The 14,355-nt window shown below is 67.7% G+C and carries 9 protein-coding genes; 5 read left to right on the forward strand and 4 right to left on the reverse strand.

Translation table 11 applies throughout. The features are described from left to right. Positions 1-109: 109 nt before the first annotated feature. Positions 110-1,135: a DUF1559 domain-containing protein gene (locus Pla123a_RS17155; protein WP_231956523.1), complete on the reverse strand. Its 1,026-nt coding sequence runs from the start codon at positions 1,133-1,135 to the stop codon at positions 110-112. A gap of 222 nt (positions 1,136-1,357) precedes the next feature. On the opposite strand from Pla123a_RS17155, the gene Pla123a_RS17160 reads away from it, so the two are divergent. From Pla123a_RS17160 to Pla123a_RS17170, 3 genes are all read left to right on the forward strand, one after another. Next, on the forward strand, positions 1,358-2,758 hold the full coding sequence (locus Pla123a_RS17160) for a sensor histidine kinase (protein WP_146589201.1): 1,401 nt from the start codon (positions 1,358-1,360) through the stop codon (positions 2,756-2,758). A gap of 8 nt (positions 2,759-2,766) precedes the next feature. Continuing rightward, positions 2,767-4,149: a sigma-54-dependent transcriptional regulator gene (locus Pla123a_RS17165; RefSeq protein WP_146589203.1), complete on the forward strand. Its 1,383-nt coding sequence runs from the start codon at positions 2,767-2,769 to the stop codon at positions 4,147-4,149. Positions 4,150-4,298: 149 nt separating this feature from the next. Next, the gene (locus tag Pla123a_RS17170; protein ID WP_146589205.1) at positions 4,299-4,850 is read left to right on the forward strand and encodes a DUF7691 family protein; all 552 of its coding nucleotides are present in this window, start codon (positions 4,299-4,301) and stop codon (positions 4,848-4,850) included. A gap of 96 nt (positions 4,851-4,946) precedes the next feature. Here Pla123a_RS17170 and Pla123a_RS17175 read toward each other — a convergent pair whose 3' ends face one another. Beyond that, on the reverse strand, positions 4,947-7,460 hold the full coding sequence (locus Pla123a_RS17175) for an ankyrin repeat domain-containing protein (protein WP_146589207.1): 2,514 nt from the start codon (positions 7,458-7,460) through the stop codon (positions 4,947-4,949). Positions 7,461-8,070: 610 nt separating this feature from the next. Between Pla123a_RS17175 and Pla123a_RS17180 the strand changes: the two genes are divergently transcribed. Next, a complete protein-coding gene (locus Pla123a_RS17180) occupies positions 8,071-10,638 on the forward strand; it encodes a CehA/McbA family metallohydrolase (protein WP_146589208.1) in 2,568 nt (855 codons plus the stop codon). A gap of 20 nt (positions 10,639-10,658) precedes the next feature. Here Pla123a_RS17180 and Pla123a_RS17185 read toward each other — a convergent pair whose 3' ends face one another. Together Pla123a_RS17185 and lpxA are read right to left on the reverse strand one after the other, a co-directional pair. Next, the gene (locus Pla123a_RS17185) at positions 10,659-11,900 is read right to left on the reverse strand and encodes an aminotransferase class I/II-fold pyridoxal phosphate-dependent enzyme (protein ID WP_146589210.1); all 1,242 of its coding nucleotides are present in this window, start codon (positions 11,898-11,900) and stop codon (positions 10,659-10,661) included. A 155-nt stretch (positions 11,901-12,055) separates the two neighbouring features. Continuing rightward, complete coding sequence (gene lpxA / locus Pla123a_RS17190) at positions 12,056-12,919, reverse strand: acyl-ACP--UDP-N-acetylglucosamine O-acyltransferase (RefSeq protein ID WP_197528066.1); 864 nt, start codon at positions 12,917-12,919, stop codon at positions 12,056-12,058. A gap of 288 nt (positions 12,920-13,207) precedes the next feature. On the opposite strand from lpxA, the gene Pla123a_RS17195 reads away from it, so the two are divergent. Beyond that, positions 13,208-14,152 carry a ribose-phosphate diphosphokinase gene (locus Pla123a_RS17195; protein WP_146589214.1) on the forward strand — a complete coding sequence of 315 codons (945 nt, stop codon included), beginning with the start codon at positions 13,208-13,210 and terminating at the stop codon, positions 14,150-14,152. The last annotated feature ends 203 nt before the right edge of the window (positions 14,153-14,355 follow it).

Below are 14,355 nucleotides of genomic sequence, written 5' to 3' on the forward strand. Positions count from 1 at the left end.
GCCCGCTGCTCGCACGCGGCGTGCGTGGAACTAAGAAGGCACGGGCAGGGCGGCAAGCAGCGGGCGCCGCGTCGAGCGTCGCTCCGCGACGGGCGAGCGATGTTCCTCGCTATTCGCTCAGCACCTCTTCCCCGGCGCGGGTCGCGTAGGCCCGCCACACCGCCAGGTCGAGGCTCTCCTGGAACAACCGCACGGAGCCATCGGCCATCGCGGCCTGCACGCCGCCCGGGTGGTAGCTGCGGGAGGTGATCATGGCGTAGGTCGGCGGCGATGAGCTGCCGGACGACTTGCCCTCCTGCCAGGAGTTGTAGTCGGCGTCATAGGTGACGCCGCCGTCCTCGTGCAAGGTTTCGGTGTTGGGCCGCATCGTGGCGGTGAAGCCGGTGTGGTGCACCCGCCCGTCGGGCCACTCGGTGTGCCCGGTGGCGGGGTCGAGCTTCGACTGCCCGGCCGAGCCGATCGCGGCGATCCCTTCGGCGACGGTGTTCGGGATGTCGGTCGAGCTGGGGCCGCCGTTGCGGCGGTAAGGGGTCCACGCCTTGACCTCGGCGGCCAGCAGGGTCTTGCTTGTGCCGTCGGTCACCTTGGCGAGCCGCAGGTGGCTGTTGGGGAAGAACAGCCCGTTGCCCCCCTTGTTGGTCGCCGGGTCGTAGACGAACCACGTGCCGAAGTTGAAGCCGTAGGTCGTGGAGTAGAGCAGGGCCTTGCCGCCGCCCGGGTCGCGGACCTCGCCCGCCTGCTGATCGCTGGGGCACTGGAAGACCGGGATCCGCACGCCGCTGATGGAGAGCTGGTTGTCCCAGGCGGTCTCGAGGTCGACCAGGTCACGCAGGTTGCCCTCCTCGAGGTACGGCATGATCCGCCCGTGCACGCCCCACGAGCCGTTGTTGCTGCTCGACAGGTCCTGCGGGTCGACGATGGCGCTGGGGGGCAGGTGCTTGCGGGCGCTCTCGTAGTTGAGGATGCCCAGCCCGAGCTGCTTGAGGTTGTTGGCGCACTGCGACCGCCGGGCCGCCTCCCGCGCGGCCTGCACGGCCGGCAGCAACAGCGCGATCAGCACGCCAATAATGGCGATCACGACCAGCAGTTCGACGAGGGTAAACGCGCGACGGGCGGGGCGGGGCAGGGGGGGCAAGGCATTCCTCTGGCGTCGGTGGGAGCGGTGGGGCCGGGAAGGATTGCAATTGGTATGCCGGCGAGTGCGAATGCTCCGCCCGGGCGCGGCAAGCAGGAAAAGGCGGGGTTGGGCGTGATTGGCGGGGCACGGTGTGGCAGCCGGCTGTCGCATCGTTCGACACTTAGTCGAGCCGCGCGACAGCCCCCGGCGCCACGCGAGCCGCAGGGCTAGAATCATGGTATGCGTTGGCCCCTGCGAAACCAGATCCTGCTGCCGGTGCTGGCGGTGTCGTTCGCCAGCGTGGTGGTGATTGGCGGCGCCAACGCCTGGCTGGCCTACGCCGCCGCCCGCGACGCCGTGGTCGCAAGAGTACAAGGGGTCGCCGACGTGCTGGCGACTTCGGGTTTCCCACTCACGCCGGCGGTGCTGCGGCAGATGAGCGGGCTGACCGGCGCCCAGCTCGTGCTGACCGACGCCCGCGGCGCCCCGCGGGCCGCCAGCCTGGCCGACCCGCCCGAGCAACTGCCGGTCGACAAGCTGGTCGACACGGCCAACTCGATCACGTTGAGTCAGACCGTGGAGGTCGCCGGCGAGTGGCGGCTGCACGCGGCGATGCGGATGCCGCAGCGGGCCGGCCGGGCGCCGGGCGAGCTGCTGCACGTGCTAATCCCGCTGGCCGAGTACCGCCGGTCGCTGTGGGCGGCGGTCGCGCCGCCGCTGATCGTTGGCGCGTTGTCGCTGGCGGCGGTGGCGATCGCGGTCAACCAAATCGCGAAGCGGATCGCCCGCACCACGGCGCGGCTCGGCGCCGAGGTCGGCCGCCTGGCCGAGGGCGACCACCGCCCGCTCGCCCTGCCGCCGCGCGACGACGAGCTGGCCGAGCTCTGCCGGGCGATCAACCGCACGGCGGAGCGGCTCGGCGTGTACGAGGAGGAGATCCGCGGCGCCGAACGGGCCAAGACGCTCGCCATGCTCGGCGCCGGACTAGCCCACGAGATCCGCAACGCGGCGACCGGCGCCCGGATGGCGATCGACCTGCACGCCGAGCAGTGCCCCGCTCGGAACGACGACGCGATCGCGGTGGCGCGACGGCAGCTGCGGCTGATCGAGAGCCAGCTGCAGCGGTACCTGCGGCTCGGCGTCGAGGAGGGCGAGTCACGCCGCCAGCCGACCCGGCTCGACGACCTTGTGGCCGAGGCGCTCCCGCTAGTGACGCCGTCGGCCGAGCACGCCGCCGCGTGTGTCGAGTGGACGCCTGGCGCCCCCGAAGCAGTCGTTGCAGTCGACCGCGAGGCGATCACGCAGGTCGTGATTAACCTGCTGCAGAACGCGTTGGAAGCCGCCACCCAGGCCGCGGTCGGCAGCCCGGGCGCCGCGCCGGCCGTGGTCCGGATCGCCACCGACGCCGACCACGACCGATGGCGGCTGTGCGTTACGGACAACGGCGCCGGGCCAAGCGACGAGCTGGCTGCTAGAATGTTCGAACCGTTTGTCACCAGCAAGCCGGAAGGCGTCGGGCTCGGCCTGGCCCTCAGCCAGCAGGCGACCCGGCGTCACCGCGGCCAGCTTTGCTGGCGCCGCGACGCCGATCTCACCCGCTTCGAGCTCACCCTGCCGCTCGCTCCAACGGACAAACCCTAACGACCCACATGGCCAACCTGCTAGTCATCGACGACGAGAGCTCCATCTGCTGGGGCATCACCCGGCTGGGCGAGGGCATGGGTCACCGGGTCACCTCTGCGAGTTCGGTCGAGCAGGGGCTCGACGCCGCCGCGGCCGAACCGCCGGCCCTGATCATCCTCGACGTCCGCCTGCCAGGTCAGGACGGGCTGTCCGCGATGCGGTCGTTCCGCGAGCTCTGCGGCGACGTGCCGATCGTCATCATCACCGCCTTTGGCGACCTGCAGACCGCGGTCCGCGCGGTGAGCCAGGGGGCGTTCGAGTACGTGCTCAAGCCGTTCGACCTCGCGCAGATCCGGTCGGTCATCGAGCGGGCGTTGCGGCCCGCGCCGCAGCCAGCGAGCCCGAAGGAGGAAGAGTCGGCGGTCGCCGGCGTGATCGGCCGCTCGCCCCGCATGCAGGCCGTGTTCCACAAGATCGCGCTCGCCGCCCACGCCGATGCGCCCGTGCTGCTCCGCGGCGAGACCGGCGTCGGCAAGGAGGTCGCCGCCCAGGCGATCCACCACAATGGCCCCCGGCCCGACGCGCCGTTTGTCGCGGTGAGCGTCGCCGCGCTCAGCCCCACGGTCGCCGAGGCCGAGCTGTTCGGCCACGTCGAGGGCGCGTTCACCGGCGCCCAGCGGACCCGCCGCGGGCTGCTCGCCCAGGCCGACGGCGGCACGCTGTTCCTCGACGAGGTCGCCGAGATCCCGCTCGCCATCCAGGCCAAGCTGCTCCGCGCCCTCGACCAGGGCGAGGTCCTGCCGGTGGGCGCCGATCAGCCGGTCAAGACCAGCTTCCGCACCATCGCCGCCACGCACCGCGACCTCCGCGCAATGGTCCACGCCGGCGACTTCCGCCAGGACCTGTTCTACCGGCTGTGCGCGTACGAGATCGAGCTGCCCCCGTTGCGGGATCGCCGCGAGGACATCGCCCTGCTGGCGGCGCACTTCGCGCGGACGCGGCGGCCGGACGCGTCGCTCTCGGCCGAGGCGATCGCCGAGCTCGAGTCCCGCGACTGGCCCGGCAACGTCCGCGAGCTCCGCAACGCGATCGAGCACGCGCTGCTGGTGTCGCCGGCCGGCGACATCTTCCCGGAGCACCTCCCCCCGATCGAGCCCAAGGCGGCCGACCCGGCCGCGTCGCGCAACTTAGAGTCCGCCCTGGCCGACCGCGCCCGCGAGCTGATCGCCGACCCGGAGGCCGCCGGCCAGGTCTACAACCGCTACCTGGAGCAGGTCGAGCCGCCGCTGCTGCAGGCCGCACTCGACCAGCACGCCCGGCAGTGCGCCCCCGCCGCCCGGGCGTTGGGGCTGCACCGCACGACCCTCCGCCGCAAGCTCGACCAGCTGGGGGTCGACGCCGACCCGTAGCGGTCGGGGCGACTTTGCCAAGATGGCCCTGTTTGCGAAGAAAGGTCTTGCCGCCCACCGGGCAGGTCGACAATATTTAGCTGAGCCGCGGGACAGACGGATGACGCCCGCCGGCGCCGTTTCCTCGAGCCCTTTTGGAGTCGGTTAGGATGAGCTATGTCTTGACGGCCTACGTCGTCGACATCGACGCTTTGAGCAAGGCAGTCGGTTCTGGTGACGAGCAACTCGTCACGCGGGTCATCGAGAGCGCCCCCGAGGAGTTCGACGAGGACGACCTCGACGACGACGAGCTGAGCCTCGCCGCCGCGCTCCGCGAGCTGGTGATGGCCGGGACGCAGAGCGCGCCAGAGAGCGAGGACGACGCCCACCAGTACGGCTACGCCCTGCAGTCGCTCTGCCGCTGCCTGGGCGACGAGCTGCTGCCCGAGATGTGGGCCGGCGTGCGGTGGGAGGCCGTCGAGGACTGCGGCCTCGAGGAGCTGCTCACCGAGTCCGGCCCGCCGGTCCCGCTGCCCGAGAACGACGACTTCCCGTCGATCGGGCACCTCAAGCGGGGCGAGATCGACAAGGCGATCGCCGCCGCGCGCAAACGCCTTACCAAGACCGTCGACGAGGACATCGAAGACCTGCTCGACGAGTACATCGACTGGCTCGAAGCGGGCCGCACGGCGCACCTGGATATGGTGTTCTTTTATGCGTAGGGGTCGCGGCAGACGCACAGCTTCGTTGAGGCCGGCCCGCCGGCCTTACGCTGCAGTGAATCGCTGCGTACCCGTGGAGCAATGCCTGACCGCGAGTCAATCTTTCGGCGGATGGAGCTGGCCGGACGCGATCAGTTCGTCATCTGTAGGCAGCGAAGCCGGGTCGAGATCGCCACGCTCGACCGCCGCTAGCAGGTCGACGGTTTCCCTGGCGCGGATTTCATCGGCGGCCGTGGTGAAACTCGGCTCTTGCCTTAACAGGTCTTTCCTTACGTGCTTGAGCCTTGACCGCGCAAGCTGGAGGGCGGTCTGATCATAGGAGTCTCTGAGACTCGGGTCGGCGCCGCTGCGTAGCAAAAGTTTCACGACAATTGGGTCGCCCGCGCGGGCGGCCACATGGAGCGCTGTGTGGGCGTAGGGCACGAACTCGTCCCCGGGCGTCTTCGGTACTGCCTTGTTGATGTCGGCGCCTGCCGCTACCAGTTTTGACGTGAGAGTTACTTGGTCATCCAGGCGACCGCCCCGATCGGTTAGGTAGACCAGCGGTGGCTCATGCCCGCCGAAGTTTGGATCCGCCCCGGCCGATAGCAACAGGTCGACAATACTATGATCGTGGAGGTGCAGGGCGCCGCCCAACGCGAGCGTTAGGTACGCGTGCTTGTGTCGCGGCGGAAGCTGATTCAGCTCGGCCCCTGCGGCCAAGGCCGCTCGCGTCTGTTCGACGTCGGCCCCACGAATCGCTTCGTAGAGATTGTCCGTTTTCGGCGCCTTTGCCGCCCGCTGTTGGTATTCGTCCGGCTTGTAGTAGGCAAAGTCGACTCGCTCGATTTGCTCGGCGGTGACCTCGTCCGGGTGGTAGCCGCAGACAATAGCCGGCTGGGTTTCGTCGCTGGGAAGAGTCGCTTGGACAAATGTCAGGTACGCGTCCTGGCTGCGCAGGAACTGCTCGACAAATTCCCACTCGGACTCATACAGCGACCAATCCATCTCCTCGGGGTCGCGCAGCTGCGAGCGGAAGTCCGTGCCCTGCATTCGTTCGGAATCGTCGTGTACGTCCGGATCAATTTCGACCCCGCCGCGGAACCACTGGCCGTCCGATTCGAAAGCTTCCTGGCACTCGCCTCGGTCGTACAACGCGTAGGAGAGCGTGCCCGATACGCTTTCCTCCCGTACGAGGAGGACGGGCAGGCGGGCCTTCTTGCTCCACGCCTGCATCGGGCTGTCGTGATGAGGGCGGCAGCCGCTGACGTACAGCCACGGTTGGCCCTTGAGCTTGACGATGGAAAGCAAATCGCCGATCGGCCGCTGCAGCGTGCCCATGCGGGAGTAGGCGTCCCGCTCGACGCTGTCGATCTTTTTGTCCTTCTGCAGCATACTCGTGAAGGCGTCGATCTCTCCCTTGACCATAATCTGGTAGGCTTTTGAGAATCCAATCTCGCAAATGCCCCTCCGCTCGCTAGGCGGCAGGTCCAAAACGGGGTTGTCGTCGGGACGCTCGACTCGCTGCCTGCCTTTGCGTCCGCCGGCTGCTTCGAGTATTTCACGCAGCTCTTGTAGCTTGGCTTCCGCCCCTGCCCGCTTTGCCCACCTTAGTTCCTCCTCGACGAGATCGAGCGGCGTTTGATTGCCGTCGAAGAGCGGGCTTGGCTTCGCGCCCTTGGAGATTAGCCAGGCAGCGAACCCGGGGTTCGCCGCACGCACACTGGCGTGCAGCGGGGTGAATCCGCGGCCGTCGGAGTGGTTCGGGTTCGCGCCCTCAGCAAGCAGAACCTCGGCGCACTCGAAGATGACGGTTGGATCCGCAGACGACATTGCGCCGTACCCAAGCACCCCCCAGTCGCTCTTGCGTTCAACGACCTTGGCTCCGCACCTCAACAAGAGTCGCAGCGAATCGAGGTCGCCGCGCTGGAACGCGTGCAGCAGGGGATCGCCGTACGACGTCTTGCTTTGAAGCTTTGCACCCGAGTCGCACAGTCTTTTAACAACCGTCGGAGAGTGCTTGTCGATCGCGTTGGCCAGGATCGCCGGGGCGTCAGGCTTCACCCCCATCTCGAGCAAGCGCAGAAAGAGCTTCTCGGCGACTGGTCCCTCTTGTTCGGAGGCCGCGTGCATCGGGCTGCTTCCCGCGATACCTTTGGGCGCCGGATTTGCGCCAGCGTCGAGCAACGCATGGGCGACGCCCCACAGTTGTGCGCGGATTGCCTGGGTAAGCAGGGTGTCGCCATCGGAGTCCTTGCCGTTCACCGCCACGCCCATCGAGACTAGGCGTTCGGCCAGCCCGCCGTTCTTCCAGCCGATAGCAAGCGAAAGCGGCGTCCGCCCAAGGCTGTCGTCAGCGTCCGGGGCGGCGCCGGCGTCAAGCAACATGGCGGCGACTTCAAAGTGCCCTTCACTCACCGCGGCTATTAGCGGCGTGTAGTCGAAGTGGCGGCGGATCAAGTCCATCGCGACGTCCAGCCCGCCAAGTTCGGCCGCGGCCTTGGCCCGCTCTAGCTCTGCCTTCGAAAGCGGTGTTCCGCGCTGATCGACGTCGTGACCGGCAGCCAAGAGGCACTTCACGGTCTTCAGGTCGCCGGCAGATGCGGCGTCTAAGAGTGAGTGGCTAGTCATGGGGCGCACTAAGATTGGAGACAACAGATGAGGCGGATCATTGTAGCAGGTTACGATATCTCCGCTTCTAGGCGACCTCGCGATTCCCTGCCTTCAATCACGGTAGATAATCACCGCTCCACAATCACAGGCTGCATGGCATTTCGTTGTAGAAATCGCCGTCTCAGCGCGGTCCAATAAAAGGCTGCTGGCGATCCGCAATCCCGCCGGCAGTCACTGACGGGTCGCCGGGCCTAGGTGCGACTTTTGTCCGCGCTGGCGGGCGCGAACGGACAAAAGTCGTGGGGCAAACGCGGAGGTTGGATCTCGCAGAGGCTGCTATTGCAGAGGTAGCGTAGGGCGATGGGAGAGATCGTCCCCGACTTTTGTCCTTAGGAACCGATGTCGGAATTAGGGACAAAAGTCACCGGGTACGTTCAAGAGGCGCGCGGTTGCGGTGCGCGTTTGTGGGGTTGTTCATCAAATCTTCACGCGGCCCGCGGCGGCTTTCCCGATACCGCGGGGAAGATCGTTTCCAACGCGTCGGGAGGCGGGTAGAGTGGGCGCGGCGACCCGGTTAAGGTTGACCGGTGCATCCCTACCTAAATCACTCCTACCTGGGGTACTCCCAATGACCCGTTGGCGGATCTTGGTTGCGTTGTTGATTGGTCTGACGTTGGCGCCGTGTTCGTTTGCGGCTGAACAGGCCCGGCTCACCGAGCAGAACTGGGACGCGTTCGTTCCGGCCGGCAAGGAGGTCGACGCCATCTACGGCGACTACGCGTTGAAGAGCGACCGGCTGGTGGCCGTCATCGCCGACGCGGTCGCGACCCGCAACGCGAACCTCACCGTCAAGCAGGTCGGCGGCGCGCTGATCGATCTGACGCGGGTCGACGAGCCGAGCGATCAGCTCAGCTGCCTGTACCCCCACGCCCGGGGCTGGAGGTGCAGCAAGGCGGCGAAATGGCCCGCGGAGTTGGAGCCGGTCGACGGCGCCGCGCGGCAGGCGTTCCGGCTGAAGCCGGGCAAGAACGCCGTGGCCAAGGGGATCAAGGCAGTGGTCGGCTACGAGCTGGCCGACGGCGTGGACTACCTCTCGGTGCGGACCGTGTTCAAGAACAAGGGCGACCAGCCGTTCAAGCTCGTCCCCGAGGACGGCGTCCGGGCGGACAACGAGTTCTCGTTCGGCCTGAACAAGGCCGCCAACCTGTGGTGGTGCCACGACGACTACTGGCGCCAAGCCTACGGCGTCACGGTGGCCACGCCCGGTTGGAAGATCGCGGCCAAAGAGGGCGAGCGGCGTCGGCCGTACGAGTTAACCTACCGGCCCGAGAGCGGCGACGCGGTGATCCAGCCCGGCGAGTCGCTGGTGGTCGAACGCCGCGTCTACCCGGCGAAGGACACCCTAGAGCTGCTCGCCCGCGTAGCGGCCGACCAAGGCGCGTCGACTACCCAAGTGAAGGTGACCGTCAACGACGGGCGTGAGCCGATCGACGGAACGCCGGTCGACGGGGCGCTGGTCAAAGCAGTGGCCAACGGTGCAGTCGTGGCGAGCGGCCGCACCAACGCCGAAGGCGTGGTTGAGGCCGCGCTGCCGCCCGGCGAGTACCGCTGGGTGGTCGAATCGCTCGGCCGCAAGGACCAGGATCACGTGATGCAGCTCGGCGAGGCGGCCGAGAGCCTAGTCGTGACGCTGCCGCCAGTCGGTCGGATCACGGGCAAGATCACCGACGACACCGGCGAGGGCGTCCCGTGCCGGCTGGCGTTCTTCGGCCAGGGTGTGGCCGACCCGAGCTGGGGCCCCGACAGCGCCGTGCACGGCGTCCGCAACCTGTGGCACACGGCCAACGGGCGGTTCGACGTTCAGCTGCTGCCGGGCGAGTACAAGGTGGTCGTGAGTCGCGGCCCGGAGTTCGACGCGGTGATCAAGGAGTTGAGCGTCGCCGCCAACGAGACGACCAAACTCAACGAGCGACTCACCCGCTCGGTCGACACCACCGGCTGGATCAGCGCCGAGCTGCACAGCCACTCGTCCCCCTCGGGCGACAACACGGCGAGCCAGCAAGGCCGGGTGCTGAACCTGCTGGCCGATCACCTCGAGTTCATCCCCTGCACGGAGCACCAGCGGGTCGACTCCTACGACGCCGACCTGCGGTACTTCGACGCCGAAGACCGTGTGCTGACCTGCACCGGCATGGAGCTGACCGGGGCGCCGCTGCCGCTGAACCACCAGAACGCGTTCCCCCTGGTCCACAAGCCGCGGACCCAGAACGGCGGCGGTCCGACGACCCACCCCGACCCGGAGGTGCAGATTGAGCGGCTGGCGATGTGGGACAGCGGCAGCGACAAGGTCGTGCAGATCAACCACCCGAACGTCGCCCAGATGCTCGGCGACCGCGACGAGGACGGCCAGTCCGACCGCGGCTTCCGCCAGATGTTCCACTTTGCCGACGTGATGGAGGTGCACCCGCTCGACACGATCTTCGCCGGGCCCGAGGAGGGCCGTGGCGGCCGGGGCAACGCCATGCTCCGCTGGATGCAGATGCTCAATCTTGGCTACCGCGTGCCGGGCCTGGTCAACACCGACGCCCACTACAACTACTACGGCAGCGGCTGGCTGCGGAACTTCGTGCGGTGCTCGACCGACAACCCGGCCGAGGCCAGCGTCCAGGAGGTGTGCCACGCGCTCGAGCACGGCCAGGTGGTGATGACCAACGGTCCGTACCTCGAGGTCGAGGCGACCGCCGCCGGCAAGACCACCGGACCCGGCGACGACCTGGTGAGCGTCGACGCGAAGCCGACGCTGCATGTCCGTGTGCAGTGCCCCAACTGGCTCGACATCAACCGCGTGCAGGTGATCCTGAACGGCCGGGCGGTCCCCGAGCTGAACTTCCTGAGGACGGCCGACGCCGACAAGTTCCGCGGCGAGGGGGCCGTGCGGTTCGAGTGTGAGCTCGAACTGCCGCTCGAGCAGGACGCGCACGTGATCGTCGTCGCGCTGGGCGAGGGGAACCGGCTGGGCGTTGTCTACGGCGAGGCGGAGGGAGCCGCGATGCCGATCGCGGTCAGCAACCCGATCTTCATCGACGTCGACGGCGGCGGCTTCCAGGCCAACGGCGACCTGCTCGACGCCCCGCTGCCGGTCGAAGCCGACCACGCGCCGACGCACGGGCACGATCACGTGAATCACCACCACTAAGCGAATGGCAGGGGCGTTGGCTAGTATCGCGTCTCGGCTTCCTTGAGGCAGGCCTTGATCTGGCGGACCGCCTGGCGGAGGCGTTCCTCGTTCTCTACCAGGCTCATCCGCAGGAAACCCTCTCCGGCGGGGCCGAAGCCGCTGCCGGGGCTCACCGCGACGTTGCCCTCCTCGAGCAGCATCATGGCGAAGTCCATGGTGCTCATGCGGCTACGCCACGGCTCGGGGATCGGCTGCCAGACGAACATGCCGGCCTTGGGGCGGGAGTCCTCCCAGCCGAGGCGGGCCAGGCCGTCGCACAATGCGTCGCGGCGGGACTGGTAGATGACGCTCTGGGCCTCGACCGCGGCGTCGGTGTGGCGGAGGGCCATAATCGCGGCGACCTGGATCGCCTGGAACATGCCGTAGTCGTAGTAGCCTTTGATGGTGGCCAGTGCGGAGACCATCTCGCGGTTGCCGCAGCAGAAGCCGACCCGCCAGCCGGCCATGTTGTAGCCCTTGCTCATGGTGGTGAACTCGACGCCGACGTCGATCGCCCCCTTCGAGGCGAGGAAGCTGGGCGGCTTGTAGCCGTCGAACGCGACGTCAGCGTAGGCGAAGTCGCTGATTACCATGAAGCCGTACTTCTTGGCGAGCTTGACCACCTCGTCGAAGAACGCCTGTTCGACCACCACGCTCGACGGGTTGTGGGGGTAGCACAGGCAGAGCAGCTTCGGCTTCGGGTAGAGGGTCTCGCAGGTGTAGGCGATGTTCTTGAGGAAGCGGTCGTGGTCGGTGACGTCGAGCTGGATGACGTTGCCGCTGGCCAGCGCGATGGCGTAGACGTGCACCGGGAAGTACGGGGCGGGGACGATGGCCGTGTCGCCGGGGCCCATCATCGCCAGGCACATGTGGCTGAAGCCCTCCTTGGAGCCCAGGCAGACGATCACCTCCTCGTCGGTGTCGAGGCGCACCCCGTACTTCTTGAAGTACTTGGCGCCGACCTCCTTGCGGAGGTTGCCGATGCCGTTGGACTTGCTGTAGCGGTGGTTGCGGGGGTCGCGGGCGGCCTCGACCAGCTTCTCGATGACCAGCTCCTCGGGCGGGTCGGTCGGGTTGCCCATGCCGAGCTCGATGACGTCGTCGCCGGCGGTCCGCTTCTGGTGGATCCGCTTGTTGATGCGTCCGAACAGGTACGGCGGCAGCCGGGTCACCCGCTGGGCGACCTGGATCTGGAAGTCGTTCTTCGGCTCGTAGCTGGAGGGGCGGTTTTCGTCGGTCATGGGTGGTAGGCCTGGCAGAAACAGTGGCGTGGCCGGCAGTCGCCGGTCGGCGCAAGGCCCATTAGTCTACGCCCCAGGGCAGACCCCTTGTAGAGCCGCCCCGTTGGCGATCCTCAATATTGCCGGCGGGGCGGACCCCGCGATGCAGGCGGTGGTTAGCCGGCCCGCTTGATCGCGGGGGCGGGGGCTTCCCGCCGCTCGACCACGGCCTCGTGCATCGGGCGGATTGCCACGTTGGGCGGCGAGCGGCGTTCGCGGACGAACCCCCGTGAGCCGCCGCGGAAGAACTCACTGAACTCGCCGGCCGCCCCGCCGGCGAAGTGTTCCGCCAGCAGCTCGAGCCGCTCGTTGAAGCTCAGGCCGCTGCGGTAGTACAGGCGGTAGGCTTCCTTGATGAGGTTGATCTCGTCGGCGGAGAAACCGGCCCGCTTCAGCCCGACCCGGTTCAGGCCGACCAGCAGCGAGCTGTCGCCGTCGATCATCACAAAAGGAGGAACATCCTGGGCCACGCGGGCCAGGCCTCCCACCATCGCGACGCGGCCGATCCGGCAGTGCTGGTGCACCGCGGAGCCGCCACCCAGGTATGCCCGGTCGCCGACCTGCACGTGACCGGCCAGCAGCACGTTGTTGGTCAGCACCACATTGTCGCCGATCTGGCAGTCGTGCGCCACGTGCGAGCCGACCATCAGCAGGCACTCGCTGCCGATGCGGGTCTGCCCGTCGGCGTGCATCGCCTGGTGGACCGTGACGTGCTCGCGGATCACATTGCGGTCGCCGATGATCACCGGGCCAGGGTGCGGGATGCGGTTGAGGTGCTGCGGGGCTCCGCCCAGCACGGCGCCCTCTTCGATGGCGTTGTCGTCGCCGAGGGTCACGCCGGTTTTCACCGTGACGTGGGCCGCTATCCGGCAGCGGTCGCCGATGCGGACGCCGGCCTCGATAACGGAGAAGGGGCCAATGGAAACTTGCTCGCCAATGCTGGCTTGGCGGCTGATACGGGCCAATGGGTCGTGGGCCACAGCAGTTCCTCCAGTATGCGGTTCGAGCGCCTGGTCGCCTGGCCCTTGCGGAAGGGGCCCCGTGCGTTGGGCGTCTCGGGCGGTGGTCGCCAGCTCTGGGTATCGGACGCACAGGTCGTGCGGGCTTAACCAACCAGAGCGGTTTTGCCTCCGTTGTGCCCATCGCGGCCGCGGGGCCTTGCTAGCACCACCCATGTGGAGGAGGTCCGCGGGCCGCCACTGGAACCCGGTCGCGATTCTTGCAATGATGCTGGGCCCGCCTTCTTTCGCTACCCGAACGCCCCTCCCATGCACGATCTGAAGCTCCTCAGCGGCCGCGCCAACCAGAAGCTGAGCCGCGAAATCGCCGAATACCTGGGGGTGCCGCTCGGCAAGATCTCACTGGGGACATTTCCGGACGGGGAGATCTCTTGCAAGGTGGACGAAGACGTCCGCGGCCGCGACGTCTTCCTTATCCAGCCGACCTGCCCGCCGGTCAACGACAACCTGATCGAGCTGCTGGTGATGATCGACAGTTGCCTGCGGGCCAGCGCCGAGCGGATCACCGCGGTCATCCCGTACTACGGCTACGCGCGGCAGGACCGCAAGGACGAGGGCCGGGTGCCGATCACCGCCAAGCTGGTGGCGAACATGATTGCCCGGGCGGGCGCCGACCGGGTGCTGACAATGGACCTGCACGCCCCGCAGATCCAGGGCTTCTTCGACGTGCCGGTCGACCACCTGTACGCGGCCCCGGTGCTGAATGAGTACTTCCTGCAGTCCGACATCAACCTCGAAGAGGTGGTGATCGTCAGCCCGGACGAGGGGAGCATCAAGCGGGCGCTGGGCCACGCCAAGCGGCTCGGCGGCTCGGTGGCGATCATCGACAAACGCCGGGTCAGCGCCACGCAGACAGTGCAGGCGAATATCCTGGGCGGCGAGGTTAAGGGCAAGGTCGCCCTGATGTTCGACGACATGATCAGCACCGCGGGCTCGATCCGAGGCGCCGCCAAGGTGCTGCACGACCACGGGGTGAAGGAGATCCACGTCGCGTGCTCGCACGCCGTGCTGTGCGGCTCCGCCATCGACAACCTCCGCGAGGCCGAACTCGCCAGCCTGGTCTGCACCAACTCGATCCCGCTGAAGCCGGAGCAGATCCTGCCCCAGACCAAGATCCTCAGCGCGGCCCCGCTGCTGGGCGAGGCGATCAAGGCGATCCACCGCAACGAGTCGGTCAGCAAGCTGTTCCGCTAACAGGTTTTCCACCGGGCAGGAGCAGGCGCCGGAACGGCCGCAAGGTTTGCGCACGCCAATCCGGCCCCGGAATCCGCGGATCTGGGCCAGTCGCAGGGGTGAACCCTACGCTTGCGGCGCCAAATACCCCTTGATCTCGGCCAGAATCCTGTCACAATCTGGGATTCCCAGCCGCCCGCTTGCGGCCGCTGGGGCACGCGTCG

This window comes from Posidoniimonas polymericola (genome assembly GCF_007859935.1).
Lineage (GTDB): Bacteria > Planctomycetota > Planctomycetia > Pirellulales > Lacipirellulaceae > Posidoniimonas > Posidoniimonas polymericola.

Bases quoted from the DNA above. Each gene is read 5' to 3' on its own strand.
- Pla123a_RS17160 (WP_146589201.1), top strand. From the start codon at position 1,358: ATGCGTTGGCCCCTGCGAAACCAGATCCTGCTGCCGGTGCTGGCGGTG.
- Pla123a_RS17165 (WP_146589203.1), top strand. From the start codon at position 2,767: ATGGCCAACCTGCTAGTCATCGACGACGAGAGCTCCATCTGCTGGGGC.
- Pla123a_RS17170 (WP_146589205.1), top strand. From the start codon at position 4,299: ATGAGCTATGTCTTGACGGCCTACGTCGTCGACATCGACGCTTTGAGC.
- Pla123a_RS17175 (WP_146589207.1), bottom strand. From the start codon at position 7,460: ATGACTAGCCACTCACTCTTAGACGCCGCATCTGCCGGCGACCTGAAG.
- Pla123a_RS17180 (WP_146589208.1), top strand. From the start codon at position 8,071: ATGACCCGTTGGCGGATCTTGGTTGCGTTGTTGATTGGTCTGACGTTG.
- Pla123a_RS17185 (WP_146589210.1), bottom strand. From the start codon at position 11,900: ATGACCGACGAAAACCGCCCCTCCAGCTACGAGCCGAAGAACGACTTC.
- Pla123a_RS17195 (WP_146589214.1), top strand. From the start codon at position 13,208: ATGCACGATCTGAAGCTCCTCAGCGGCCGCGCCAACCAGAAGCTGAGC.